General features: G+C 55.9%; 21 protein-coding genes. 5 read left to right on the top strand and 16 right to left on the bottom strand.

Annotated elements, in window-relative coordinates; all coding sequences use genetic code 11:
- Positions 1 to 20: 20 nt before the first annotated feature.
- Positions 21 to 2,015: an alpha-L-arabinofuranosidase C-terminal domain-containing protein gene (locus VGM48_RS03155; protein WP_331576261.1), complete on the bottom strand. Its 1,995-nt coding sequence runs from the start codon at positions 2,013 to 2,015 to the stop codon at positions 21 to 23.
- Between the two features lie 22 nt (positions 2,016 to 2,037).
- Here VGM48_RS03155 and VGM48_RS03160 point away from each other — a divergent pair, with 22 nt between their 5' ends.
- Positions 2,038 to 2,382, top strand: a complete 345-nt coding sequence (locus VGM48_RS03160; RefSeq protein WP_331576262.1) for a hypothetical protein — start codon at positions 2,038 to 2,040, stop codon at positions 2,380 to 2,382.
- Here the strand turns inward: VGM48_RS03160 and VGM48_RS03165 are convergent.
- The 8 genes from VGM48_RS03165 to VGM48_RS03200 all read right to left on the bottom strand — a co-directional run bounded on the left by VGM48_RS03165 (position 2,326) and on the right by VGM48_RS03200 (position 14,269).
- The gene (locus VGM48_RS03165; protein WP_331576263.1) at positions 2,326 to 3,336 is read right to left on the bottom strand and encodes an arabinan endo-1,5-alpha-L-arabinosidase; all 1,011 of its coding nucleotides are present in this window, start codon (positions 3,334 to 3,336) and stop codon (positions 2,326 to 2,328) included. The two genes, VGM48_RS03160 and VGM48_RS03165, sit on opposite strands and share 57 nt — an antisense overlap.
- Positions 3,318 to 4,784 (bottom strand): arabinan endo-1,5-alpha-L-arabinosidase, encoded by a 1,467-nt coding sequence (locus VGM48_RS03170; protein WP_331576264.1) that lies wholly within the window; start codon positions 4,782 to 4,784, stop codon positions 3,318 to 3,320. The genes VGM48_RS03165 and VGM48_RS03170 overlap by 19 nt, the downstream gene beginning before the upstream one ends.
- 2 nt (positions 4,785 to 4,786) lie before the next feature.
- On the bottom strand, positions 4,787 to 6,334 hold the full coding sequence (locus tag VGM48_RS03175) for a RagB/SusD family nutrient uptake outer membrane protein (protein ID WP_331576265.1): 1,548 nt from the start codon (positions 6,332 to 6,334) through the stop codon (positions 4,787 to 4,789).
- Positions 6,335 to 6,352: 18 nt separating this feature from the next.
- On the bottom strand, positions 6,353 to 9,712 hold the full coding sequence (locus VGM48_RS03180; protein ID WP_331576266.1) for a TonB-dependent receptor: 3,360 nt from the start codon (positions 9,710 to 9,712) through the stop codon (positions 6,353 to 6,355).
- Positions 9,713 to 9,881: 169 nt separating this feature from the next.
- Positions 9,882 to 11,021, bottom strand: a complete 1,140-nt coding sequence (locus VGM48_RS03185) for a FecR family protein (RefSeq protein ID WP_331576267.1) — start codon at positions 11,019 to 11,021, stop codon at positions 9,882 to 9,884.
- 71 nt (positions 11,022 to 11,092) lie between these two features.
- Complete coding sequence (locus VGM48_RS03190; protein ID WP_331576268.1) at positions 11,093 to 11,686, bottom strand: sigma-70 family RNA polymerase sigma factor; 594 nt, start codon at positions 11,684 to 11,686, stop codon at positions 11,093 to 11,095.
- Between the two features lie 49 nt (positions 11,687 to 11,735).
- Positions 11,736 to 12,407, bottom strand: a complete 672-nt coding sequence (locus tag VGM48_RS03195) for a response regulator transcription factor (RefSeq protein ID WP_331576269.1) — start codon at positions 12,405 to 12,407, stop codon at positions 11,736 to 11,738.
- Positions 12,404 to 14,269, bottom strand: a complete 1,866-nt coding sequence (locus VGM48_RS03200; protein ID WP_331576270.1) for a sensor histidine kinase — start codon at positions 14,267 to 14,269, stop codon at positions 12,404 to 12,406. Before VGM48_RS03200 ends, VGM48_RS03195 begins: the two co-directional genes overlap by 4 nt.
- A gap of 121 nt (positions 14,270 to 14,390) precedes the next feature.
- Between VGM48_RS03200 and VGM48_RS03205 the strand changes: the two genes are divergently transcribed.
- A complete protein-coding gene (locus VGM48_RS03205) occupies positions 14,391 to 14,693 on the top strand; it encodes a hypothetical protein (RefSeq protein WP_331576271.1) in 303 nt (100 codons plus the stop codon).
- Position 14,694: 1 nt separating this feature from the next.
- Here VGM48_RS03205 and VGM48_RS03210 read toward each other — a convergent pair whose 3' ends face one another.
- The 3 genes from VGM48_RS03210 to VGM48_RS03220 are packed head-to-tail and all read right to left on the bottom strand — an operon-like array spanning position 14,695 to position 15,550.
- Complete coding sequence (locus VGM48_RS03210) at positions 14,695 to 14,958, bottom strand: hypothetical protein (RefSeq protein WP_331576272.1); 264 nt, start codon at positions 14,956 to 14,958, stop codon at positions 14,695 to 14,697.
- A 5-nt stretch (positions 14,959 to 14,963) separates the two neighbouring features.
- Positions 14,964 to 15,305, bottom strand: a complete 342-nt coding sequence (locus tag VGM48_RS03215; protein ID WP_331576273.1) for a hypothetical protein — start codon at positions 15,303 to 15,305, stop codon at positions 14,964 to 14,966.
- Positions 15,306 to 15,313: 8 nt separating this feature from the next.
- Entirely contained in the window at positions 15,314 to 15,550 is a 237-nt protein-coding gene (locus tag VGM48_RS03220) for a YtxH domain-containing protein (RefSeq protein ID WP_331576274.1), read from the bottom strand.
- Between the two features lie 192 nt (positions 15,551 to 15,742).
- Between VGM48_RS03220 and VGM48_RS03225 the strand changes: the two genes are divergently transcribed.
- Together VGM48_RS03225 and VGM48_RS03230 are read left to right on the top strand one after the other, a co-directional pair.
- A complete protein-coding gene (locus tag VGM48_RS03225; protein WP_331576275.1) occupies positions 15,743 to 16,216 on the top strand; it encodes a DNA starvation/stationary phase protection protein in 474 nt (157 codons plus the stop codon).
- A 26-nt stretch (positions 16,217 to 16,242) separates the two neighbouring features.
- Entirely contained in the window at positions 16,243 to 17,739 is a 1,497-nt protein-coding gene (locus VGM48_RS03230; protein ID WP_331576276.1) for an alpha-amylase, read from the top strand.
- A gap of 27 nt (positions 17,740 to 17,766) precedes the next feature.
- On the opposite strand, the gene VGM48_RS03235 is transcribed toward VGM48_RS03230, so the two are convergent.
- A complete protein-coding gene (locus VGM48_RS03235) occupies positions 17,767 to 18,144 on the bottom strand; it encodes a response regulator (RefSeq protein WP_331576277.1) in 378 nt (125 codons plus the stop codon).
- A 303-nt stretch (positions 18,145 to 18,447) separates the two neighbouring features.
- On the opposite strand from VGM48_RS03235, the gene VGM48_RS03240 reads away from it, so the two are divergent.
- Entirely contained in the window at positions 18,448 to 19,878 is a 1,431-nt protein-coding gene (locus VGM48_RS03240; protein ID WP_331576278.1) for a sigma-54 dependent transcriptional regulator, read from the top strand.
- A gap of 32 nt (positions 19,879 to 19,910) precedes the next feature.
- On the opposite strand, the gene VGM48_RS03245 is transcribed toward VGM48_RS03240, so the two are convergent.
- From VGM48_RS03245 to VGM48_RS03255, 3 genes are read right to left on the bottom strand one after another with little or no spacing between them, the layout of a single operon-like run.
- A complete protein-coding gene (locus VGM48_RS03245; RefSeq protein WP_331576279.1) occupies positions 19,911 to 20,714 on the bottom strand; it encodes a DUF4249 family protein in 804 nt (267 codons plus the stop codon).
- 3 nt (positions 20,715 to 20,717) lie between these two features.
- The gene (locus VGM48_RS03250; protein WP_331576280.1) at positions 20,718 to 23,054 is read right to left on the bottom strand and encodes a TonB-dependent receptor; all 2,337 of its coding nucleotides are present in this window, start codon (positions 23,052 to 23,054) and stop codon (positions 20,718 to 20,720) included.
- Positions 23,035 to 23,697, bottom strand: coding sequence for an HAD family phosphatase (locus tag VGM48_RS03255; protein WP_331576281.1), 663 nt, complete (start codon positions 23,695 to 23,697; stop codon positions 23,035 to 23,037). Before VGM48_RS03255 ends, VGM48_RS03250 begins: the two co-directional genes overlap by 20 nt.
- Positions 23,698 to 23,734 lie beyond the last annotated feature (37 nt).

The raw sequence follows: 23,734 nt of genomic DNA on the forward strand, positions 1-23,734 counted from the left end.
TAGTCTCATGAGTGACTCACCTAGTTCTTGATCCTGATCACCGAAAAAGTATAGGGGGCGAGCGTTGGGGTCAGGTTTTTGCCATGGATGGGCAGGGTGGTATGGTTTGGGCTAACGGCCATGGGGTTGTCGAGGCTGTTGACGGCGTCGGGGCTGGCGGCAGTGAGGGTCCAGACGGTTGCCGGGGTCGTCGTCCTGCGGAGGTCTTCGAGGCGGATGGTGGGTGTTTGGGGTTTTGCGGCGGCGTTGACCAGCTTGATGATGACCTCGTGGGTGGCGCTGTCGATGGTGGCGGAGCCATAGAGTCCTTCCTGGCCGGTGAGGGGGCTGCCGTTGAGGGTAAGGGGGAGGATGGCGGTGCCTTTGTTTGTTGCGAACAACTTTTGCACATAGTAGTCCGGGGTGCCATAGGACCGGAGATTGTCGAACCAGATGAGATCGGGGGCCCACTGCCAGCCGTCGACGTGGGCGAAGAGGGGGGCGTAGGAGGCCATGCGGACGACGTCGGCGTTGCGTTCGAGTCCGGTCATGAACGCGGCTTCCGCGAGGGCGCATTCCCAATTGTTGCGATTATTTACCGACACCACTTTATCGCTTTGCGCGGCGTATTCGCCGGCGAAGATGGCCGGGCCGTTGCGATCATACCGATCGTAGCGGTTGGCGTTTTGCAGGAACCAGTCGGGTTTTCTGTAATAGTGTTCGTCGAGGATATCGGCGTGCAGCTTTCGCAGGGTATCGTTTAGAAAATCGAATTTTTCGCCGTTGGGATCGGGACCGGTACTGTTGACGAGGAGGATGCCGGGGTATTTCGCTTTTATGGCTTTCGAGAAGACTCTATAGCGTTGGACATATTGTGGTCCCCATTGTTCGTTGCCTACGCCCATCATTTTCAGGTGGAAGGGTTCGGGGTGGCCCATGGCTGCCCGGAGGCCGCCCCATTTGGTGGTGGCGTCGCCGTTGGCGAACTCGATGAGATCGAGGGCGTCCTGGATATAGGGATCGATATCGGGTATGGGTACCACCTCCGAGGTGTTGAACTGGCAGGCCATGCCGCAGTTAAGGATGGGGAGGGGTTGGGCGCCGATGTCTTCGGCGAGTTGGAAATATTCGAAGAAGCCGAGGCCGAAGGACTGGAAGTAGTCGGGGGTTGGGCGATGGGCGAATTCGGTGTTCCAGCGGTTGATGATGAGCTGTCGGTCTTCGACCTTGCCGACGGTTTTTTTCCATTGATAGCGGTTGGCGAGGTCGCGGCCTTCGACGATGCAGCCGCCGGGGAAGCGGATAAAGCCGGGGTGCATATCGGCGAGCAGCTGGACGAGATCGGCGCGGAGGCCGCCGGGTCTTTGTTTCCAGGTGTGGTCGGGGAAGAGAGAGATCATATCGAGGTCGACGGCGCCCTGGCCTTCGAAGCCGATGGAGAGGTGGGCATGGAGGTCGGTGGTGGTAGCGGTGAAGGATACCGTATCTTTTTTCCAGGTGCCGGTGGGGTTGAGCGGGAGTGTTGCGGCGCCGATGGACCGGCCATCGGGTGACTGGAGTTGGAGCCGGAGGGTTATGGGCGCGGTGGCGTGATCCCATACCGAGAAGTGGTAGGTTTCGCCGGCTTTGATGCCCATGCCGCGGAAGCCTTCGTTGGAGAGGGTATATGGGCCGTCGGCGTAGTGGGTAACGCGGATAAAGCGGGGGTTATCCGGCTTTTCGGCTGACCGGTTGAGGACGAGGACGGTGCCGTTACCGGGGACCGAACTGCGCTCCGTCCAGCCCATCAGGGGATTAGTGAACTCGAAGGAACGGTTTTTGACCAATTCAGCATAGAGGCCGCCGTCGGCGGCGAGATTGATATCCTCGAAGAAGATCCCCCACATGGTGGGTTGGATGGGGGCGCCGGGTTTATTGGTTTGGACGATAAGGTTCTGGGCTGTCGCGTGCTGGAAGAACGACAGGAAAAGCAGGGTATAAAAAAAATACTTTTTCCGGTTACGTTTCCGATGGCGGAGTTGACTATTGTTGACCATTGTACCTTATTAAAAGTAAATCATGAGTGAAAAGTCGACGGATCAATTGCTGTTATTCAGCGAATTCATTGATTTCTATTACCCTTCCATCTATTCGGCTATTACCCGGCTGACCGGGCTGGCCGACCAGAAGGAACTGGAGACGATAACGATGGATGTCTTCGATGAGCTTTGGAAGACGCGCGAACAGGTGTTGACCGAGATGCGTCCGCCGGCATTCATCTATAAGATCCTGATCCGTCATGTCTTTTCCTATCTCCGGAGGCAGGGGGCGGATGACCGGATCACCGCTTTACAGAGTATCCTCTACTCATTGCCTGAGGACGACCGGCCAGCCACCGATAAAAGCGAGCCGTTGCATACGTAGTTTCGATCTCCCCTTATCATTGGCATCATATCCGTGGAAGACGAGCCAGTCGCCGTCGGTAAACTCCACTACGGCGCAGTGCCCTACCCCATTCCAATTCTTATCTCCTTCCAGCACGAGCGAACCACCGCCAAGGGTCATCGGCGTTCCGTCGCGGTCCAGGTAGGGACCCTGTAGTTTTGCGGCCCGTCCCACCATGATCTTGTACGTGCTTTTCTCTCCCCGGCAACAATAATCGAAAGATACGAAGAGATAGTAATAATTGTCTTTTTTACAAATAAAAGGCGCTTCGATGGCGGCGTCACCGGCGGCGGTATCGGGGATAGCCTCGGTACGATGGCGGGAGGCCAGTGTGTACCATTGCTGGGGGTCGGCGAGGGCTTTTCCGTCGGCGGTCAGCTTTGTGAGTTTTATGCCGTCCCAGAAAGAGCCGAATGTGAGCCAGGGGGCGCCGGTCCCGTCGACGATGAGGTTGGGGTCGATGGCGTTCCAGCGATCGCGGCCGGGGATGGATTGGATGATCTTTCCCTCGTCTTCCCATTTGAATGCGGGGGAATGGGAGTCGAGGGTTTTGTTGGTGGCGAGGCCGATGCAGGAGGTGTTCTTGCCGAAGGCGGAGACGGCGTAATAGAGGTGGTATTTGCCGTTGAAATAGCTGATATCGGGCGCCCAGAAGTGTCCTGTGAAGCCCCGGACGGCGGTGGTGGTCCAGGCGGGCGGGGTGTTGAAGACCGGGGGTTGCGGGGACCAGTGTTGATGATCGGTGGAGGACCAGACGGCGATGCCCTGGCCGGTGCAGAAAACATAGTAGGTGCTGTCCTGGCGGATCATGACGGGATCGTGGACAGGGGGCGCGGCGGGCTGGACCGCGGGCAGGGATTGGGCGTTTGCAGGCCGTTGCGCAAGAAGGGCGACGGCGAGGAGGATGGCGATGGTTATTGTTTTTTTCCCCATGTTGCAGTGCCTGTGTTGTTTAATCCGGTGAAGATAAGGGTGGCTTTTTTATTCTCCCAGTCGCGGCCGGGCTGGACGAAGAGTTTGTCGGTGCGGCCGCCGGCGTAGCTGAGGCTGAGCCAGGGGGCATTATAGGTCCAGGTGTTTGCCGGATTGTTGTTGAAGGTTCCGTCGGCGGCGATGCTGAGGGAAGCCGAGGTTTGAAAGTTGGGCGACACCTGCTGGTCCTGGTAGCCGGGGACGACGAGGTAGTTGAGATCCATCTGTTCCCAGGCGCCGGTGAGGGCGGCGGCGGTGACGGTGGAGTCGCCTTCGCCGGCGTAGCGTTCGGGTGAGGCGACGGGCCAGCCATCGGGTGTCCAGAAAAGCTTCCGGACGTGAAGGTCCATATAGTTGAAGTCGACGCCGGGGCGGCCCTGGTGGGCGATAAAGAAATGTCCATTACCGTCATCGAAAACGGTGCAGTGGGCGGTCCCCTGCCAGCCGCCATGGCCGTTGAATCGATAGGGTGCGATGATCATCGGGCTGTGGTCGATGTTGGTGTTGGCGTCTGTTCCATTGTAATCGTAGAAGGGACCGTCGGGGGCGTCGGCGCGGGCGACGCGGACATTGTATTTTGTCGTCAGCCAATCGTAGGCGATGAAGAGGAAGTATTTTTTCAGGCCGGGATGATAGATGACCTCGGCGCCTTCGATATTGCCGTTGTACTGCCCGTTTGTGAACCCGCGGTTGGCGATGCGTTTGCCGATGTCGCCGGGATGGAGGGTGAGGCCGGTGGCGGGGTTGAGCTGGACGATATAGATGCCGTCATAGGCGGAGCCGTAGTACATCCATTGATCGCCGGAGGGCGTGACGACGACGGTAGGATCGATGGCGTTGGTGCCGGGTTGGTTTGGGGAGGAGGTGACGACGATCCCTTTCTGTGTCCAGGGACCTTCGGGAGCCGAGGCGGTCGCCAGGGCGATATCGCTCAGCTTTCCCGTGGCGGAAGCGAGACAGTAATAAAGACGGAGTTCCCCGTTTGACGGGAGAATATAGGGCGCCCAGAGGCCGGTGTTGGGAGTGCCGCCGCCGGAGCTGATGTACTGGGCGGCGATGGAGGGGATGCCGCCGAAGGCCCAGCCGGCGAAATGCCACTGGACGAGATCGGGCGATCTGCGGACCTGGATACCGGCGGGCGGCGTGGCGCCATAGGCGACGTCGGTGCTAAAGCAGTAATACTGGCCGTTGATCTTTTTTATCGAGGGGTCGTGTACGTTATAGGGTCCCCATTGGGATTCGTCGGCCAGGGGTGCTACGCCTGGGTAGGTGTCCGTGATGGAGTTGATGTCGAAGGCGGGTGGCGGCGGTGACGGAGTGGTGGTGGTCGTATCGGGTAGAGGGTGGGAACTGTCGTTCCCACCCTTTTTACAGGAGATGAAAATACAAATGATCAGGAGCCAGCGCATGGTTACCATCCTGGGTTTTGGAGTTCGCCGGGGTTGGCCTGGATATCGGCCAGGGGAATGGGCATGTATTCGCGGCCGGGGAAGTAGGTGTTGAATTCCGGGTCGCGGGCCTGGAGCATGGCGAGCTTTGCCGGGTCCTGGAGCCAGCCCCATCGGACGATGTCTTCGAAGCGGCGGCCTTCGAGGCCGAATTCGAGGAAACGCTCGTGGGCGAGCTGGTCGCGCATCTGCTGCTGGGTCATGTTAGGATGTACGGTGGCCAGGTCGGGCAGGCCCACGCGGGCGCGTACCTGCTGGATATAGGGATAGGCCTGGGCCGTCTGGCCGGTCTCGTTGAGGCATTCGGCATAATAGAGCAGGATATCGGCGTACCGTATCATGCGGTAATTGATCCCGGACTGGAAGGCTGCGGGGGTGAACTCGTTGGGATAGAACCCGTCGTTCTCGTATTTGCGGCAGAATACCTCGGAATCGTTCTTGCCGAATGTGGTCTGGAAGGACTGGCCATAGACCGTCATCGTGGGTGTATTGTAGAACATGGTGGCATAGAGGCGGGGGTCGGTGGCGCCGCCGGCGGTCTTCTCCTGCAGGAATTCGGAGTAGAGGATCTTCGTCGGTTGTACGTCGCCGTATGCGAAATTGCGGGGACCGAAGGTGACGGCGCGGGCCTCGTATTTCCCCCAGGTGGCGTCGGGATCGTTGGGTCCCCAGCCGTCGGCGGTGCCGCCCACCGTCCGGGAGAACTGGACCTCGAAGATGGACTCGGCGTTGTTCTCGTCCTGATCGGTGAAATTGTCGTGGTAGTTGGGAACGAGGGAGTAGATGCCGAGATCGATCACGTTGAGGAATTGCTGGGCGGCCAGGGTGAACTGGTGGATGAAGAGATAGGTCTTACCCAGGAAGGCCATGGCTGCCCCTTTTGTCGCCCGGCCCACCTGGCCCTGATCGGGGCCGGAGACATTGGCGTAGGAGACGGGGAGCAGGGATACCGCCTGTGTGAAGTCGGCGATCGCCTGGCCGTATACGCTATCCTGTGGGGACTGGTGGACGTAGTAGCCGGCGGAGGACTGGGCGATGGTCAGGGGGATGGGGACGTTGCGATAGATGGATGCGAGATGAAAGAAGTAGAGTCCGCGGAGGAAATAAGCCTGGCCGAGGATGCGGTCCCGCAGGGCGGTGTCCATGCTGATTTTCGGGACGTTCTCTATCACCTGGTTGGCCCGGAATACGCCCTGATAGTAAGCGGTGTAGGGCGCCTGGGCGGCAAAGCCGTTGACGTCGAGCGCAAACTTTCCACAGTTGTAGATCTCGTTCCAGGGGCTGTTGCTGGTGGCGTCGTCGCCGCGGGTATTGAGGATGACGTGGGTGAAGCGCATATATGACCCATCGAGGATCAGGCTGCCATACACGGAGTTGCCTGCGTTGTAGGCATCGGCGGATGTTTTCCAAAAGACCTGGGCGGTTTCCTGATTGGGGTTGGTTTGCCTCAGTTGCTTGCTGCAGCCTGCGAGTGCGATGAAGGGGATTATATAGAAAAAATATTTTGTCATAATGTTTTGTTTTTTGATTTAGAACCCTACCTGCAGGCCCACCATATATGACCTGGGGTTGGGGAAGGAGCCGTAATCGAATCCCCGGCTGAAGAGCCCATCACTGATGATATCCGGATCATAGCCTTTGTACTTCGTGAGGGTCAACAGGTTCTGGCCGGAGACGTAGACCCGGATGCTTTTGAATACATGTGTCCGGTTGAGCTTCGCGGTGGGGAAGTTATAGCCGAGTTGGGCATTTTGCAGCTTTACATAGGTGCCGCTTTGTACCCAGCGATCGGAGGGTCCGTCGTTGCCGTTGGGATCGCCGATGACCGGGCGGGGGACATTGGTGTTGGCATGGGTAGGCGTCCAATAGTTGAGTTCATCGATGTAGTGATTGGTATACTGCCCTGCCATGAGGGTTTGGTAAAGGCCGTTTACGATCTTGTTGCCTTCGTTGCCCTGGAAGAAGACGGAGGCATCCCAGGCACCGTAGGAGAGACTGAGATTGAGTCCGTAGTACAGCTTGGGGATCGCGGAGCCCAGGTAGGTCTGGTCCAGCGCGTTGATCGTGTCGTTGCCGTCGATGTCCCTGAACTTCAGGTCGCCGGGTGCGGCATTGGGCTGGATGGCGTGTTTCTGGATGTCGCCGGTGTTCTGGAAGATGCCTTCGGTGACATAGCCATAGATCTGGCCGACCTCGTGGCCGACTTCGGTCTTGCTTTCGGCGCCGTAGATGGGATCGTTTGTGCCTCCCAGTTGCAGGACCTTGTTCTTTAGCGTATGGGCATTGGCTTCGATGTTGAGCGCCAGTTTTCCGAACGTCTTGTGATACGTGACGGTGAACTCGATCCCGCTGTTGCGCAGCGATGCCGCGTTGACATAGGGGGTGTTGGTCGCGCCGACGGACAGCGGTATCGGCGGTTGAGCGATGAGGTCTTTGTCGGTGTTGACGAAATATTCCGCGGTGAACAGGAGGGTGTTGTTGAGCAGGCCGAGATCGAGGGCCAGGTTGGAGGTGGTCTTGGTCTCCCATTTCAGGGTGGGGTCGGCTACCTGGGTCTGGATGGAACCGGGAGCGAGGTATTGGTTTCCGCTGCCGGGGGTATTGCCAAAGAGATAGGAGGCGTTGCTATTGATATACGTCGTGTACGCGTAGTAGCTGGGGAAGTTTTGGTTACCCAGGGTTCCATAGCCGCCGCGCAATTTGAGGAAGCTGACCGCGTCGGGCAGATGGATGAATTTTTCATTGGAGATGTTCCAGGCGCCGGCGACGGAACCGAAATTACCCCAGCGGTGTTCGGGGCTGAACTTGGAAGAGCCGTCGCGGCGGGCGTTGACCGTTATGAGATAGCGGTCGCCATAGTTATAGTTGATGCGTCCCAGGAAGGAGCTCATGGTGGCGCGTTGTTCGCCGCTGGTGACGGAGGCGGTGGTGGGATCGCCGGTTCCGAAGGAGAGATAATAGGGCGGGTTGAAGCCGGATTCGAGCCCGGTCATGTTCTGGAGATCGTCTTTTTCATAGGTGGTACCGGCAAGCAGATCGATACGATGCTGACCGAGGGTGAACTTATAGGAAAGGGTATTTTCCACCAGGGCGGTATATTGGGCGCCGCGCGAGTCGGTGAGATAGGCGGTGTTATTGAGATAGTACCAGCCGAGATCGTATTGGGGTTCGAAGAAAAGATCGCGGGTCTCGGTGCGATCGTAGACGAGATTGAGCCGGTATTTGAGATTTTTTACGGGCTCCAGTTCGAGCCAGGAGTTGCCGAGGAAGCGGTTCCGGTCGCTATAGCTGTTCATCAGATTGTTCATCCCGATGACGTTGAGGACGATCGCTTTTTGGGTGACTTCGTCGGTGCCGCCGAAGCCGCCGAGGCGTTTGGGGTCGTTCACGGGTACGGTGGGGATGGCGCGGTCGAGGTCGACGATCTCGTTGCCGATGTTCGGGTGGAGGTGGGGGTAGGTGATATTCTGTTTATGGGACTCGGTGAAGGCGAAGCGTCCGCCGAAGGACAGGATGCCTGCCTTGCTCTGGATGGAGGCGTTGGCGTTGTAGCGGTTGTATTTGGGTTCGCCGGGGCCGCCCTTTATCGTTGCGCTCTGGTCGAAGTAATTGAGCGACATGCTGTAGGAAGTTGCCTCGGTGCCGCCGGAGAAATTCAGGTTATGGTCCTGGATGACCCCGGTCTTGAAGGCGGCTTTTTGCCAGTCGGTGTTTGTGTTGCTGATATAGGCCGCGTTGGAGGGATCGTTGGCGGCTGCAATGGGGAGGCCGGCGTTCTTCTCGGCCTGGGTGGTGATCTGCTGGTATTGCTGCCGGTTGGTAAGCGGCAGGGTCTTCGGCATGTTCTGGGCGCCGATGTAGCCGCTGTATTTTACGCGAACGGGGCCGGAGCGGCCTTTTTTCGTGGTGATGATGATGACGCCGGCAGCGGCGCGGGAGCCGTAGATGGCGCCGGCGGAAGCGTCTTTCAGGACCTGGATGCTTTCGATATCGTCCATCGGGAAGTCATAGGGCGCTTCGTTGACGATGGGTACGCCGTCGATGACGAAAAGGGGGTTGTTGTCGTTGAGACTGCTGATCCCCCTGATCTTTATATTGACGAAGCCGCCGGGTTCGCCGGAGCCCTGGACGGTGACGCCGGCCACCTGACCCTGGAGGCTGCGTGCTACGTCATAGGTGGCCACCTTTTCCACGTTGCCGACATTTACCACGCCGACCGAGCCGGTGAGATCGGATTTCTTTACCGTGCCGTAGCCAACGACGACCACGTCGTTGAGCTGGCTGTTTTCGGCGGTGAGGGCGATGGGGAGATAGGTTTTGTCGGCGACCGGGATCTCCTGGCCCTGGTAGCCGATGTAGGAGACGACGAGGGTCGATTGCGGGTCGGGGACGTTGAGGGAGAACTCCCCGTTGGCGTTTGTGGTGGTCCCGATGTTGGTCCCTTTTACGACGACGCTGACGCCTTCGAGGGGCTGGCCGGTGCTGTTGACGACGCGGCCGCCGATCTTGACGTAGGCGTAGGGACTGTTGTCGGGGATCGTGCCGTAGCTGTGGTAGCCGGGGCTTTTACCCGTCTTTTTCGAGAGGACGATGTAGTTGTCGACGAGTTCGTAATTGATGTTAAGGGCTTCGAGCAGATCGGAAAGGACCTTTGACAGTTGCTTATCCTTTGCTTCGACGGAAACTTTACGGGAGGCGCCGATGATCTCGGGGCTGTAGACAAATTTCGCGTCGATCTGCTTTTCCAGGGCGGTGAACACATTGCGCATTTCCTCGTCGACGAGTTGGAGATTGACTTTTTTATCCAGCAATTTCTGACCGCGGGAGTCGCTCGCGTAGCTGCAGAAAACGAGCATCAAAAGCAGGGCTGGAATGAGAGAGATCTTCATAATGGCAATGGCAATTTGACGACTCAACTGTTTTTTCATACTTTACAATCGTTTTGGTTCTTAATAATGGAGGGCCAAACACTGGCTGGCGATGGGCTCAATCATTGTCAGCCAATTTTTTTATGTGATGTGCTGTTATCTTATCATGGGATGAGTTTTTATCAGGAATTTATTTACAGCCGGCGGCGGTGATGACGATGTTGCCGTCGATGGCCTCGTAGGTGGCGCCGATGGCCTTGCAGACGACGTTCAATTTTTCATAGAAGGGTTCGTTGCCCATGGGCACGCGCAGGGTGCAGCCGGCGACGGCTTCCTCATCGTAGAGGATGGGGATGCCATAGCGGTTTTGCAGGCCGCGGAAGACGGCGGCGACGGGCGCCGGGCCGGGGCTTCCTGCCGTGCTGTCCGCCGTCTCCAGCGCAACGGGCCGGGCAATGAGGGCTTTATCGAGATGGTCCTTGCCGGGATCGTAGGTGCTTTGCTGGTTTGGCGTCAGGATCATGCCGTCGGAGAGATCTTTTTTATGATATACCGACACTTTCCCGGTGGAGACGGACACGATGGTCTTGCCGGAGTTGGTGTTAACGGTGAAACTGGTGCCGAGGACCTTGGTGATCACGTTGCGGGTATAGACAAAGAAAGGCAGGGAGGCGCTGTGGGTTATATTAAAGAAGGCTTCGCCTTCGAGGAAGACGGCGCGTTGGCGGCCGGGTCTGCCGTTGTGGCGGGCGTCGGGGTGGTCGGCGTCGGGGTGGTCGGCGTCGGGGTGGTCGGCGGGCCAGGACAGTTTGCTGCCGGGGGTGAGGCGGGCGGTGCTGCCGTCGGGCAGGGTCAGCCATTTTTCGGTTCCGGCGGGGGCGGTCTGTTGATGGATGGGTTTTGCGGGATCTACGGCGAGGAAGGTGGGATAGAAGCCTTCCTGGCGAGGCTGGTGAAAGAAGCGGATGGACCAGATCCCGATGGCGATGGCGGCGACGATCGCGGCGGCGGTCCAGGCGCGGGAGTAGTGGCGGCCGAGGATGCCGGGGCGGAGGGGGACTTCGCGGACGGGGGTGAGGCGGCCGTCCTGCACTTTTTGCAGTGCTTTCCGCACTTCGGCGTCGACGGCCTCTTCCGGAAGGGGTCTCAGGTCCAATTGGAGGGCATATATGACCGCTTTGGCCTGGTTGACGAGTTCGGTCTTGCCGGGATTCCGGGTTGCCCAATCGGACCAGAAATCAGCCTCAGGGGTATCTCCTGTCAGGACCCAGGTGCGAAAGCTCCGGGAGAAGACGAGATCTTCGAGGGTGTTGTATTCTTCGTTTGACATGGATAAAACCGCCTTTTACTTGTCATAGAGACAGGTATTCGGAAAATCTACCCGGTTTTTTGCACAAATTTTTAAAAAAGGAGGGGGAGCAGGTGGGGGAACCAGAAGGCTTTTTTGGGGCTGACCTTGCGGAGGCGGCGGAGGGAGTCGTGAAGGAGATTGTAGACGGACTGGCGGCTGAGGGACATGATCTCGGCGATCTCGTCGGTGTCGGCGTCCATATAGAAGCGAAGATAAATGACCTCCTGTTGGCGGCGGGAGAGGCCGGCGAGGACCTTGCGCATTTTGCGGGCGAGGTCGATGAGGTATTCTTCGCGGATGAGGCTGTTTTCGACCGGCGGGGTGCTGTTGAAGCCGTATTCGAAGTGGGGGTCTGCGCGGTGCCGGGAGCGGTTGATGGCTTTTGTCAGGCTGTGGCGAAGCGCTTTCAGCAGGTAATATTTGACGAAGGAGGTTTCGCTGATGGTGAGCCTGTTGACCCAAAGGGCGAGGAAGAGGTCCTGGATACAGTCTTTTACGAGTTCGGTATCTTTTGTGAAGCGGGTGCCGTAGTTGAAGAGATCGGGATAGTGGGTGCGCATCAATTCGCCGAAGGCATCGGCGTTGCCGTTGCGGAACTCATTCCAAAGCAGGAGGTTCTCATCCAATAGATTCACGGAGGCCATTGCAATCGTTAGTTTGGCGTGGAACCGAAATTACGAAAATCAGCCGGTTTTACAAATCCGCGAGGTCGATGATGTGATTCTGCAGTGCAAAGCGGATGATCCCGGCGATATTCCGGGCGCCGATGCGTTTGGAGATATTGCTGCGGTATTGTTCCACGGTGCGCTCGGAGAGATAGACCTGGTTGCTGATCTCCCGGGCTGTTTTTTGCTGGCAGATGAGGCGGATGATCTCTATCTCTTTGGCGGAGAACCCGGTATTGGCGACGATGAGGCGGGCGTGTTCTTCTTCGGGGAAGACGCGGTGGATGATATGGTTACGGGCTTCCCGGCAGAAATATTCTTTTCCTTCGAGGAGGGTTCCGATGGCGCGGACGAACTCTTCGTCGTCTTCGCTTTTTATGAGATAGCCGTGGACGCCGGCGCCGAACATTTTGAGGACGGCGGCGGAGTAGCCGTTGAAGGAATAGGCCAGGATGCGGGTATTCGGGCAGCGGTATTTTATCTCTTTTACGATGGTGTCGCCGGTGCCGTCGGGCAGGACGAAATCCACGATGACGAGCTGGGGCTGGTGCTGGGTGGCGAGGCTGAGGCCGGCCGCAATGGTATTGGCCTGCCAGACGTCGCGAAACCGGTCGCCGATGAGCAGTCGGATGCCGTTGACGATCATGTTATGATCATCGATCACGAGCAGGGAACCATAGTGTTTTAAGGTGGCGGTCATAGCAGGGGGATTGAGAGGGCGACGGAATAGCCTTCGGGGAAGGCATTGTTGAGTTGGAGGTGGCCGTGGAGGGAGGCCACTCTTTCGCGGATATTGCCGAGGCCGATGCCGCCGTTGGTGGTGGCGGCGGGGTCGAGGCCTTTGCCGTCGTCGGTGTAGTCGATCTGCAGGTTGCGGGGTAATCCTTTCATGGCGATGGTTATTTTATTACAGCCGGCATGTTTTACGGAGTTGCTGATCAGTTCGTGAACGATCTTCGAGAGATGGGTCACCTGGAAATGGCTGAGGAGGTGGTTGCCGTTCTCCACGGTGAGGGTGAAGGCGATGCCGGTGGCCTCGCGGATCTTTTCGAGGAGGTGGGTCAGGTCTTTTCCCAGGCCGTTGATGGAGCCGAGCCGGCTTGACTTCAGGTCATGGGAGATGCCGCGAACGGATTCCATGATCTGACCGATCTGGTTCTTTATTTCGTCGAGGCCGGCCGAAGGCCGGCCGGTGGATTCTTTTTTTATCAGGGCGTTGGCGTAGAGAAGCATCGGGCCGACGGTATCGTGGAAATTGCTGGCCAGATGGGCCTGGAGATCGAGCAGGCGGCGTTGCTGGCGGGCGCGGTAGACGAGAAACGAAGAGAGCCCTCCCAGTACGATAAGGGCGAGGATAAAGAAAAGGAGGAGGTTGGATTGCCGGGCGGCGCGCTTGCTTTCTTCGGACCGGACGAGTTCGGCGCGGGCGTTGTCGGCTTCCGCGCGGGCGTTGTCGGCTTCGGCCATGGCGTATAGATTGTTGTCCCGGTCGGAGCTGACGGCGAAGAAGGCCGAGTCGCGCAGGAGCCAGGCTTTTCGCAGGTGCTGGTAGGCGTCGGCATATTTCCCTTCACCGGCGAGCAGGCGGCTGTCGTTTATCAGCAGGAAGCCCGGGTCGGTGACGGCGTAAATGGCGTTGTCGCCATGGCCGTGGAGGATATCGAGGTAGCGGCGGGCGCTGTCCACCTGGCCATGATCGAAATAGAAATCGACCGCCTCGGTGTAGAGGGAGACGCCATAGTCCGCCTTCAGGTGGCGGGGGAAGTCCGGAGATTCGACGTCGCGGATGGCGGTGTGCAGCCAATCCTGGGCCTGCCGGAGGTGGCCGAGGGACAACTCGTTGCGGTAGGCCGTGCTGTGTTCGAGGTAGGCGTATTGGGATGCGAAGTGCGTATAGGGGGCGGGTTTTTGCCGGACGCGCTGCCGGATGTCTTCGGCGAGGTGAACCGCTTTTTCGCGGGCGGCGGAGTCGCCGGTCTTCGCGTAGGTGTATACGGCAGTCTGGAGGATGCTGAGCGCGAGGAAGACCTGTTCGGGCCCTGTTTTTCCGGCCGATATGGCGGCGGGTACCCGGCCGAGGGCCGGGGCGAGGGCGATGAGGCGAAGGATCACTTTTGGATAGTCGTGATTATTATAATGCAGGGTCAGGGCGAAAAGATCGCTGTGGGCCAGTTCGCCTTTTTCAAAGAGTCCGGCCTTTATCCTTTCCTCGTTGTTCTTTCCGGAGTAATAGATGGCGGCGCCGAATTTGTTGGTGTTATACGCATTGAGGGCCAGGTAGGTGTAATAGTAAGCCCGCCAGCGGCCGAGGGCCGGGTTACCAAAGGCTATCTGCTGATAGGTGGTGAGCAGCCGGGGGAGACTATCTTCTCCTTCGAGGTGGGGGGCGATGGAGTCGACGGCCCGGAGATAATCCGTATCTTTCAGCAGGCTGGTCCGCCGCCCCGTCTCCAGGGCTGCCAGCCGGTGTTTTAGCGAGTCGCTGACCTGGGCGTGTGTTGAATATCCCAACAGGACGCTGAATGCAAATAATAGGGATCTTAGCCAATACCGTCGCCGCATAGTCAAATGTAATAAAAAACAATACAATAGTACTTGTTCAACTTTTATTGCGGGTAATTCAGCACTTTTTTGTCTCTCGCTTTCGCTACGATAACTTACCCTGCTTTCTAATCTCTACTGATTGAATCAACTTATCGACGCTTATTACTCATCGGTTTTTAATTCTGTCGTAAGACTGACCGGTCTTTCCGACGAAAAGGAGCTGAAGGCTCTGACAGAGGAGATCCTCGACGATCTGCGGCAGCGGGCGGATGAACTGGCCGCCGAGGACCGTAAGGGGGTCTTTGTCTATAAGATCGTCCTGATCCATGTATTTGCCCATCTTGAGGCAAAGGGAAATGCGCAGCGGATCGAGTTTTTGCAGAAGATCCTGCTGATCCATCCATCGCATTATAAAGGATTGCCGGGCCGGGGGGGGAAATAGGTCATTTGACGGCGAGGCCTTTTTTGAAAAACTTTTTTACGAGAAAGCTTGTCGCGATGCCGGCCGCCATTTTGAGCAGGCTGGTCTTCATTTCGTTGCCGCCGCTGAAGAAATGACTAAAGAGTCCTTTGACGACATTGGCGGGTTTCAGCCGTTCGGTCAATTCGGTGACGCGACCGCGCATGTGCTGTTCGTTGACATAGTTCTGGTGTTCCAGATCGCGTATTGCTTCCCGTAGTTCTTCGATGGTTTTTATCCTTGCCATGACGGTTATTTTAGGATCTTGCGGATCAGCATGTTGCTAAACGGGTTCTTGAGCCATTTCCGCCGGCCGGCGAAGATGATGAGTCCCAGGATGGCGTAGAGCCCGCCCATCACGAAGAACCCGTAATAGCTTTTTCCAAGCCACTCCCCTATCAGCAGGGCAAAGCCGATGCTGAATGTAATGATCACAAAGGAGGCGATGACGATCAGGCCCAGGCCGGAGACCAGTTCGCCGGAGACGTCGGCCAGGCTTTCGATCGTCTTATATTTCCACAACGTGGTCCGGGTCTCGATGAAGTCTCCGGCGTCGGAAAGAAGAATGTCTATATCTGTCGGCTGTTCTTCCATAAGCGCATTTAGGACATAGAATTCTTTGTCCGGTTGAAACTGCCTTTTACTCCATCCACCACGTCATTGAACTTATCCTTTACGGTCTCGCCGAGGTCAACGATCGAGTCGCCGAACTCATTGCCTTTTTCGACTATCCTGCGACGGGTTTCCGATCCTTTGTCCGGGGCGAGGAGGATCCCCAATGCGCCGCCGATGGCTGCGCCGGCGATGAAGCCGAGCAAAATTTTCGATGTGTTGTTCATAATCGTTGATTTTAAATCTATATAACAAAAATACCTTGCCATTTTTATTATGCCTGAAGTTGTTGTTTTATGGGCCGATTTGAGCAAAAAATTCTACAATCTGTGCAAGGAAACGGGTGTTTCCCGGGTTTTGCGGGCAGGTATACCGTGGTATCATTCTGGTGATATCCTTGTTCAATAAATCATTTGACTATGCAACCACATATCGGATTACAAGAGAAGACGCTGAAGAGTGTCAACACGGTGCTTTCCACTGTTCTTGCAGATGCTGTCGTTCTGTATACGAAGACGCGGAAATTCCACTGGAATGTATCGGGGGAGAGCTTTATGGAACTGCACCTGTTGTTCGAACACCAGTACAAGGAATTGGAGGAGGCCATCGACGAGATCGCCGAACGCATCAACAAGCTGGGCGGAAAGACGATCGGGACCATGAAGGAATTCCTCGATCTGACGCATCTGAACGAGGCTCCGGGCAAGTATCCCGGGCGGAAGGAAATGCTGAAGGAGTTGCTGGAGGATCATGAGACGATCGTCGTGCATCTCCGGAAGGCCGTGGAAGAATGCACCGACCAATTCAAGGACGCGGGTACGGCCGATTTCCTGACCGGGTTGATGGAAGGTCATGAGACAAATGCGTGGAAGCTGCGCAGATATTTTGAATAACCCTGTTCGTAAAACCCCTATCTCACATGCAAAACGGAACGATCTTTCAATATTTCCATTGGTATCTTTCCAATGATGGGACGCTTTGGAAAAAGATAACCGGGGAAGCTCCACGGCTTGCGGAGATGGGCTTCACCGCCATCTGGCTGCCGCCGGCGTGTAAAGGCACCAACGGTGGCTATTCCATCGGTTATGATATCTATGACCTTTATGACCTCGGGGAATTCGACCAGAAGAATTCGGTGAGGACGAAGTATGGAACCCGGCAGGAATATATCGACGCCATCAAGGCCATTCATGCGGCCGGGATGCAGGTATATGTGGATATCGTCCTTAATCATAAGGCCGGGGGGGATGAGGTGGAATTGATCAAGGTGAGGAAGGTGGACCCGGAGGACCGGACGAAGTTTGTCAGCGAGCCGATCGATATCGAGGCGTATACCAAATTCACTTTCCCGGGGAGGAAGGGGAAATATTCCGATTTCATCTGGGATTTCCGGTGTTTTACCGGCGTCGATTTCGACAACAAGACGAAGGAGACGGCGATCTACAGTATCCTCAACGATTATGGCGAGGGCTGGGAGGAGGTGATCGATGAAGAGAAGGGCAACTATGACTATCTGATGTATGACGACATCGAGTTCAGGAACCGGGCCGTGGTTGATGAGTTGAAGCGCTGGGGAGAATGGTATTGCGAGACGACGGGATTCGACGGGGTTCGGCTGGATGCGGTGAAGCATATCTCGCCGGGCTTTGAGAATGAGTGGCTGGACCATATGCGGAAGGTGACGGGGAAGGAGTTTTTTGCGGTGGGGGAATATTGGGCGCCGGGCAATCTGCCGTTGTTGTTGAAATATATCGAGGCCACCGAGGGGCGGATGTCCCTTTTCGACGCATCGCTGCACCATAACCTGGAGGCTGCGGGAAAGCAGGGAAGGGATTACGATCTGACCACGATCTTTAACGATACGCTGGTGGCAGTGAGGCCGGACCTGGCGGTGACGGTGGTCGGCAATCATGACACCCAGCCGCTGCAATCGCTGGAGGCGCCGGTGCAGGACTGGTTCAAGCCGCTGGCCTATGCCCTGATCCTGTTAAAGGAAACGGGATATCCCTGTGTTTTTTTCCCCGATATGTATGGAGCGAAGTATACCGACAAGGGGCATGACGGCAAGGATTATGAGATCTATCTGCCGGGGGTGGAGAATATCGAAAAGCTTGTGCAGGCGAGAAAGCGGTTTGCGTATGGCGCGCAGCGCGACTATGCAGATTATGCGAACTGTATCGGCTGGACGAGGGAAGGCGATGAGGAGCATCCGGGATCGGGGTGCGCGGTGTTGCTGAGTAACGGCGACGATGGGTTCAAAATGATGGAGATCGGAAAGGCGCATGCGGGGAAGACCTTTGTCGACTGGCTGGGGAAGCATCCGGCGAAAGTGACGATCGATGCGGAGGGGAAGGGGGAATTCCATGTCGGCGGGAATTCGGTGTCCGTCTGGATAGAAGAGGGGGCGGCGGGATAAACGAACCGGTCACTGCCGGGGAGGGGCTTATCGGGGTTCTTTTACCAACAATTTATCGACTGCATCGAAAATGAGCTTACGATTCAGCGGTTTGGCGATGAAGAGATCGACACCGCCATCGTGGGCTTTTTTTCTGTCCTGCGCGCCGTCGTGAGCGGTGATCATGATCACCTTTACGTCGGGGTAGGTTTGCTTTATATAGGGAATAAAGTCAAGCCCGAGTCCATCGGGAAGATGATTATCCAGAAAGATAACAGAGGGTGTCTCAGTTTGCAGTGCCATTTTCGCATCGCCGATGGAATTTACAAAGCCTGTATGAAAATTCCGCTGTTTCAACATTCCGCTTAGCAAATAGCAAATATCCAATTCATCGTCTACGATAAGGACTTTATGTGTGTCTGTCATAATAATTGTTTCCACTTAACCGTCAAAATTTGAAATCCAAACAATTTATATAACTAACCAATAACAATTTTATTGCCATAGAACTTTTGGGCGGGCCGCCCGTTTAAATTGCCCGCTTGCGCTTTTAATAAACTCTTATCCGGAAAATTTTGTAAATTTCGGGTAGCGGATTTCCCCAGATTGGGGAATTCATTCCCCGTAAACCGTTGAGAACCCTGTTTACCAAGGTGATGGAAATTGGCAAGGGTTTTAGAATATAGAGGGTATAGTTAATCGGTTATCTTTGACAATCAAACTACGAGTATGAAGAGAATTCTGATCATTGACGACGATATGGATATGTGCAACCTGCTTGGTCGCTTCCTGCAGAAAAAGGGGTATGAGACGGAGGCCAGTCACAGTGGCAACAAGGGGATCGCAAAATTTAAAGAATCCAAATTCGACGTTGTGCTCTGTGATTTCCGATTGGGTGACAAGGAAGGGCGGGAGGTCTTAAAAGAGATAAAGCAGTTTGATCCATATGCGATAGTCATTATTATTACCGGGTATTCAGACATCAAGACGGCTGTGGATGTGATCAAGGCCGGCGCCTTTGATTATATCACGAAGCCGCTGATCCCCGAAGAGGTGCTCAGCGTGATCGGCCGGGCCTTGCAGCAGCCGGCGGATGCGACCGATGTGAAACCGGCGGTAGCCGGCGCCCAGGCGCCGAACCGGAAGCCGAATAAGGTCGCCACGGGTGAGGAAGAATACCTGGTGGGGCAGTCGCCGGCGACGAAGGAGCTTTACCGGCAGATCGAATTGGTTGCGCCGACCAACTACAGTATCATTCTTTATGGGGAGAGCGGGACGGGGAAAGAAGTGATCGCGCGGACGATCCATAACAACAGTGCGAGGAAGGACAAGCCGTTTATCGCGATGGATTGCGGTACGCTTTCGAAGGAGCTGGCGGGCAGTGAATTGTTTGGGCATGTCAAGGGCGCCTTCACGGGTGCGCTTAATGATAAGGATGGACATTTCGAACTGGCCAACGGCGGCACGCTGTTCCTGGATGAGGTGGCCAATCTGAGTGTTGAGATCCAGGCGGCCCTGTTGCGGGTGATCCAGGAGCGGAAATTCAAGAGAGTGGGTGGTGTGAAGGAAATGGAAACGGATGTGCGGATCATCGTGGCGTCTAATGAGAACCTGCAGGATGCTTACCGGAAAGGGCGGTTCCGGGAGGATCTCTTCCACCGGTTCAATGAGTTTTCCATCGTATTACCGACATTCCGGAGCCGGAAGGAGGATATTCCGCTGTTTGCGGATTTTTTCCTGGCGAGGGCTAACCGGGAACTGAATAAGGAAGTGGAAGGGTTTGAACCCGAGGTCATGCAGATATTCCTCAACTATCCCTGGCCGGGTAATCTGCGGGAGTTTAGGAATGTGATCCGCCGGGCTGCGTTACTGACCTCGAGCGGCCGGGTCAATGCCCGGGTGTTACCCAGCGAGATCGTGGACAACAATGGATTCGGCGCCCCCTTCACCGCGCCGACCCTGGAAGCACCCACCGCCGCACCGCCGCATCATCCGATCGCGCATAAGGAGACCGATCTGAAGAATGCGGCCGCGCAGGCCGAATACGATACGATCATGAATGTCCTGAAGCAGGTGAATTATAATAAATCGAGGGCCGCGGAGATCCTGAAGATCGACCGAAAGACTTTGTACAACAAGATCAAGAGTTATCAGCCATAATTTTTTTGGGGCCGGCTTCGCCGGCCTTTTTTTTAATATACCACGAGCTTTGCCCGTTGGGTGGTGTGTGCGCTGAAGTAGCCGAGTGCGCCGTTGCTGATATTGGTAACCGGGTTGGCGGGTGTCGCGGTTTGGAAATTGTTGTTGCCGGTGACATTGGCCAGGGTAAAGAAGTAGTTGTAGATATTCTTGTCAACGCAGTTCATCGTTATTTCGAGGGTATCGTTCTTTTTGAGATAGGAACTGTCGTTGAACAGGGGTTGTTCGATGTATCTTCCGTCTGAAAGCCGGTCTTCGAATACGAAAACATTGGGTATGAGGCGGCCGTTGAGCGTCTCAATAAACTGATAATAGTTGCCGAGGCCGATCGGGTCCTCGAAATTCACGACGGCGTTTATCTCCTGATTGTTATTAAAGTCAAAATTCAGCGCGAAGGTCACCGAGTCGAGGGGGACGGGTTTTGGCATTTTGGAAACGGCCCTGTATTGTTTTCCATCGATGGTGACGCTGAGGACGAAGGTATGTTGCATTACGCCGACCAGCTGCTGGGTCCGGTAGACGCCCGAGTCCACCTGGGCGAGATGGTCGATGATCCCATTGGCGCTATCCTTGATATATACCTCGGCATTGGTAACCGGCGGATAGACATTACTGGACGAGAAACTCACTGACTTGCTTACCCGCACGAAATAGGGCGCTTTTCCATTGGTGATCTCGCCTTCGATGACGATCTGCGGCGCAGCATTATTGAGATCGACGTTGATCACTTTTTTGCAGGCTGCCATGGTTACGGCGGCTGCGACGAGGAGGATGAGGCGCATTTTCATTTTTCCCATCGATCAGAATTTAAAATTGTAGGTGACGGAGGGTACGAACCGGAAAAGGGCATATTGAAGGGCCTGGGTCTTTGACGGATCGTCGGGGTCGTTCTGAAAGACGATGCTGTAGGCGTTTTCCCGGCCGTAGAGGTTATAGATCGAGAAGGTCCAACTGCTTTCGAATCGTTTTCTTTTCCTGCCCAGGAGGGTGGCGGCAACGTCCATCCGGTGGTAGGCAGGCATCCGGTAGCCATTGCGTTCGGTATAGTAGAACGCCGTTTGTCCGGCGACCTGGTATTTCCCGCTGGGGAAGGTCACTGCATTCCCGGTGTAGTAGACCCAGGTGGCGGAGAAGGTCCATTTGGGGCTGGCCTGGTAGATGCCGACGATGGCGATATCGTGGGTCCGGTCCTGCTTTGCGGGATACCATTTGTCCAGGTTGACGCCGTCGATCTTGAGTTCGGTGCGGGACAGGGTGTAGCTGACCCAGCCGGTGAGGCGGCCGACCTTCTTCTTGGCAAAGAGTTCGAGGCCATATGCCCGGCCTTTGCCGAAGAGCAGCTGGGATTCGACGTTCTCGTTGGCGATGAGCTGGGCACCATTCTTATAGTCTATCTGGTTCTGCATCGATTTATAGTAGGCTTCGACGGAGAACTCATAGCGGTTGTTACTTGTGTTCTTAAAGAACCCGATGGACTCCTGGTCGGCGATACCGGGTTTTACGTTGTTGCTGCTGGGTATCCAGAGATCGGTCGGATTGGCCGAGGTGGAATTGGACAGGAGGTGGAGGACCTGGGTATTTCGGTTGTAAGAGAACTTTACCGAGGAGGCTTCGCTGAGCTGGATGCTTAACGACGCCCGGGGTTCGAGGTTGGCGTAGGACTTAACGACCTTGCCGGAAGAATAGTGAGCGGTGTCTGTTGCATTGCCGGCGGCGTCGTAGGTATAAAAATTACCGGGGCCGAGCGCCATGAAGGAGGAGGCGCGGAGTCCGTAGTTGAGATGAAGATTGGCCGAGGGCGAGTATTCGTGGGAGACGTAGACGGCGTTTTCGAAGCTGTATTTGTTCTGGAGGGTGAAGGAGTTGAAGCTGCTGGACTGTGAGGCCGACAGGATACCCGGGGTGATGGTATGATGGATGGCGCTGAATCCGAAGTTTATCTTGTTGTCGGCGTTGACATAATACTGGAGGTCTTCCTTCAGATCGAGGTCTTTGATGTCGGAGGTAAGCGCGATATTGTTGTTGTTGGAGTTGATCCGGATCTTATAGCTGTATTTGCTGTAGATGAACGAGGTGTTGGAGAAGAGCCGGCTGCTGAAGACATGATTCCAGCGGGCCGTGCCGGTGGCGTTGCCGTAGTCGATGCCGAAGGTATTGCCGAAGCTGAGATTGTCGCGGCCGAAATATCCTGAAAGATAGACGCGGTTCTTCTCGTCAAATTTGTAGTTGGCTTTTACGTTGAAATCGTAGAAGTAGAGGCTGTTGCTGTTGACGGATGAGTCGGAGGACAGCTTGAGGAACAGGTCTGCATAGGTGCGGCGGCCGCTGATGGAGAAGGAGCCGCGATCTTTTACGATGGGTCCTTCCGCGTTGAGCCGGGTGGAGATGAGGCCGATGCCGCCGCCATAGTGATAGTCCTTGTTGTTCCCATCGTTCATCTTTATGTCAATGACCGAAGAGAGGCGGCCGCCGTATTCCGCGGGCATTCCGCCCTTGTATACGGTGATGTCCTTTATGGCGTCGGAATTGAATGTCGAGAAGAAGCCGAGGAGGTGGGAAGGGTTGTAGACGGTGGCTTCGTCGAGGAGGATCAAATTTTGATCTGCTCCCCCACCCCGGACAAAGAAGCCGCTGTTCCCGTCGCCGGCAAACTGGATGCCGGGCAGGAGCTGGATCGTTTTCAGGACGTCTTTTTCGCCGAAGAGTACGGGGACGTTCTTTATCTCATTGGTCGTGAGTTTCTGGATGCCCATCAGGGGACGGGTGACGTTATCATTCTTTTTATTGGCGCTGACGACGACGGCGGTGAGTTGGTTGGAGGAGGTGGCGAGTTCGATGGGGAGGGTCCGGTCTTTGTCCAGTTGGAGGTCGATGGTGTCGGTCTGGTAGCCGGCGAAGGAGATGAGAAGGTTGTAGTGGCCGGGAGGAGCGCTGATGGAGTAGAATCCATAGGCGTTGCTGAGGATGCCGGAGCGGGTGATCTCGAGAATGCTGATCGTGGCGCCGATGAGGACTTCCCCGGAGCCTTTGTCCCGGATGGTACCGTTTAGGGTATAGCGGGTCTGTGCCGTGCCTGCGGTGGTGAGCAGCAGGGCTACGAATAATGGGCCGATCAGCTTATTTAAATAATTCTTCAATAGATGGGTCGGTATAGTCTGCAATATAGCGCAGGACGTTTGGATAACGGTGGAATTCTTCCTTTTCGTGCATGGTGGTGAGGACGATGCAGGGCATCTCTGCGCGCAGGGCTGCTTCGACCCCTTTTGGGGCGTCTTCGAATACGATGCAGTTTTTGGGGTTGGCGTTTAGCAATTTGGCCCCCAGCAGGAAGGTCTCGGGGTCGGGTTTGCTGATGGCCACTTCGTCTGCGCTGACGATGGCCGTGAAATAATGGCGAAGACCGAGATTATCGAGGACGAAGTCGATATTAAAGGGAATTGCGGCGGAGCCGATGGCCATTTTTATGTTGTGGGTTTGGGCTTTTTCGAGGAAGGCCGGGAGGCCTTTTATGAGTTGGAGGTGGGGTTTAAAGGCTGCCTGGTAGCTGCGTTCCTTTTTTTCGCTGATCCGGGCGATCTGTTCCGGGGTGAAGTGGCCTTTGCCGAAGACCCGGTCGAGGAGTTCTTCATTTTTGCCATACATCTGCTTTGCGACCTCTTCGCGGGTGAGGTTTGCTTTGAGGTCTTCGTTGAGGATCGAATGCCAGGCGATGTTGTGGTATTGCATGTCATCGACCATGGTACCGTTGAGATCGAAAATAAAGGCTTCCGGTTTTGCCATTGATGAAATTTTGGCGAAGATAGATTACTTTGCATTT

The sequence above is a fragment of the Puia sp. genome, assembly GCF_036500295.1.
Taxonomy (GTDB): domain Bacteria; phylum Bacteroidota; class Bacteroidia; order Chitinophagales; family Chitinophagaceae; genus Puia.

Bases quoted from the DNA above. Each gene is read 5' to 3' on its own strand.
- VGM48_RS03155 (WP_331576261.1), bottom strand. From the start codon at position 2,015: ATGGTCAACAATAGTCAACTCCGCCATCGGAAACGTAACCGGAAAAAG.
- VGM48_RS03175 (WP_331576265.1), bottom strand. From the start codon at position 6,334: ATGACAAAATATTTTTTCTATATAATCCCCTTCATCGCACTCGCAGGC.
- VGM48_RS03185 (WP_331576267.1), bottom strand. From the start codon at position 11,021: ATGTCAAACGAAGAATACAACACCCTCGAAGATCTCGTCTTCTCCCGG.
- VGM48_RS03160 (WP_331576262.1), top strand. From the start codon at position 2,038: ATGAGTGAAAAGTCGACGGATCAATTGCTGTTATTCAGCGAATTCATT.
- VGM48_RS03195 (WP_331576269.1), bottom strand. From the start codon at position 12,407: ATGACCGCCACCTTAAAACACTATGGTTCCCTGCTCGTGATCGATGAT.
- VGM48_RS03220 (WP_331576274.1), bottom strand. From the start codon at position 15,550: ATGAACAACACATCGAAAATTTTGCTCGGCTTCATCGCCGGCGCAGCC.
- VGM48_RS03210 (WP_331576272.1), bottom strand. From the start codon at position 14,958: ATGGCAAGGATAAAAACCATCGAAGAACTACGGGAAGCAATACGCGAT.
- VGM48_RS03225 (WP_331576275.1), top strand. From the start codon at position 15,743: ATGCAACCACATATCGGATTACAAGAGAAGACGCTGAAGAGTGTCAAC.
- VGM48_RS03200 (WP_331576270.1), bottom strand. From the start codon at position 14,269: ATGCGGCGACGGTATTGGCTAAGATCCCTATTATTTGCATTCAGCGTC.
- VGM48_RS03215 (WP_331576273.1), bottom strand. From the start codon at position 15,305: ATGGAAGAACAGCCGACAGATATAGACATTCTTCTTTCCGACGCCGGA.
- VGM48_RS03240 (WP_331576278.1), top strand. From the start codon at position 18,448: ATGAAGAGAATTCTGATCATTGACGACGATATGGATATGTGCAACCTG.
- VGM48_RS03190 (WP_331576268.1), bottom strand. From the start codon at position 11,686: ATGGCCTCCGTGAATCTATTGGATGAGAACCTCCTGCTTTGGAATGAG.
- VGM48_RS03235 (WP_331576277.1), bottom strand. From the start codon at position 18,144: ATGACAGACACACATAAAGTCCTTATCGTAGACGATGAATTGGATATT.
- VGM48_RS03255 (WP_331576281.1), bottom strand. From the start codon at position 23,697: ATGGCAAAACCGGAAGCCTTTATTTTCGATCTCAACGGTACCATGGTC.
- VGM48_RS03245 (WP_331576279.1), bottom strand. From the start codon at position 20,714: ATGGGAAAAATGAAAATGCGCCTCATCCTCCTCGTCGCAGCCGCCGTA.
- VGM48_RS03170 (WP_331576264.1), bottom strand. From the start codon at position 4,784: ATGCGCTGGCTCCTGATCATTTGTATTTTCATCTCCTGTAAAAAGGGT.
- VGM48_RS03230 (WP_331576276.1), top strand. From the start codon at position 16,243: ATGCAAAACGGAACGATCTTTCAATATTTCCATTGGTATCTTTCCAAT.
- VGM48_RS03165 (WP_331576263.1), bottom strand. From the start codon at position 3,336: ATGGGGAAAAAAACAATAACCATCGCCATCCTCCTCGCCGTCGCCCTT.
- VGM48_RS03180 (WP_331576266.1), bottom strand. From the start codon at position 9,712: ATGAAGATCTCTCTCATTCCAGCCCTGCTTTTGATGCTCGTTTTCTGC.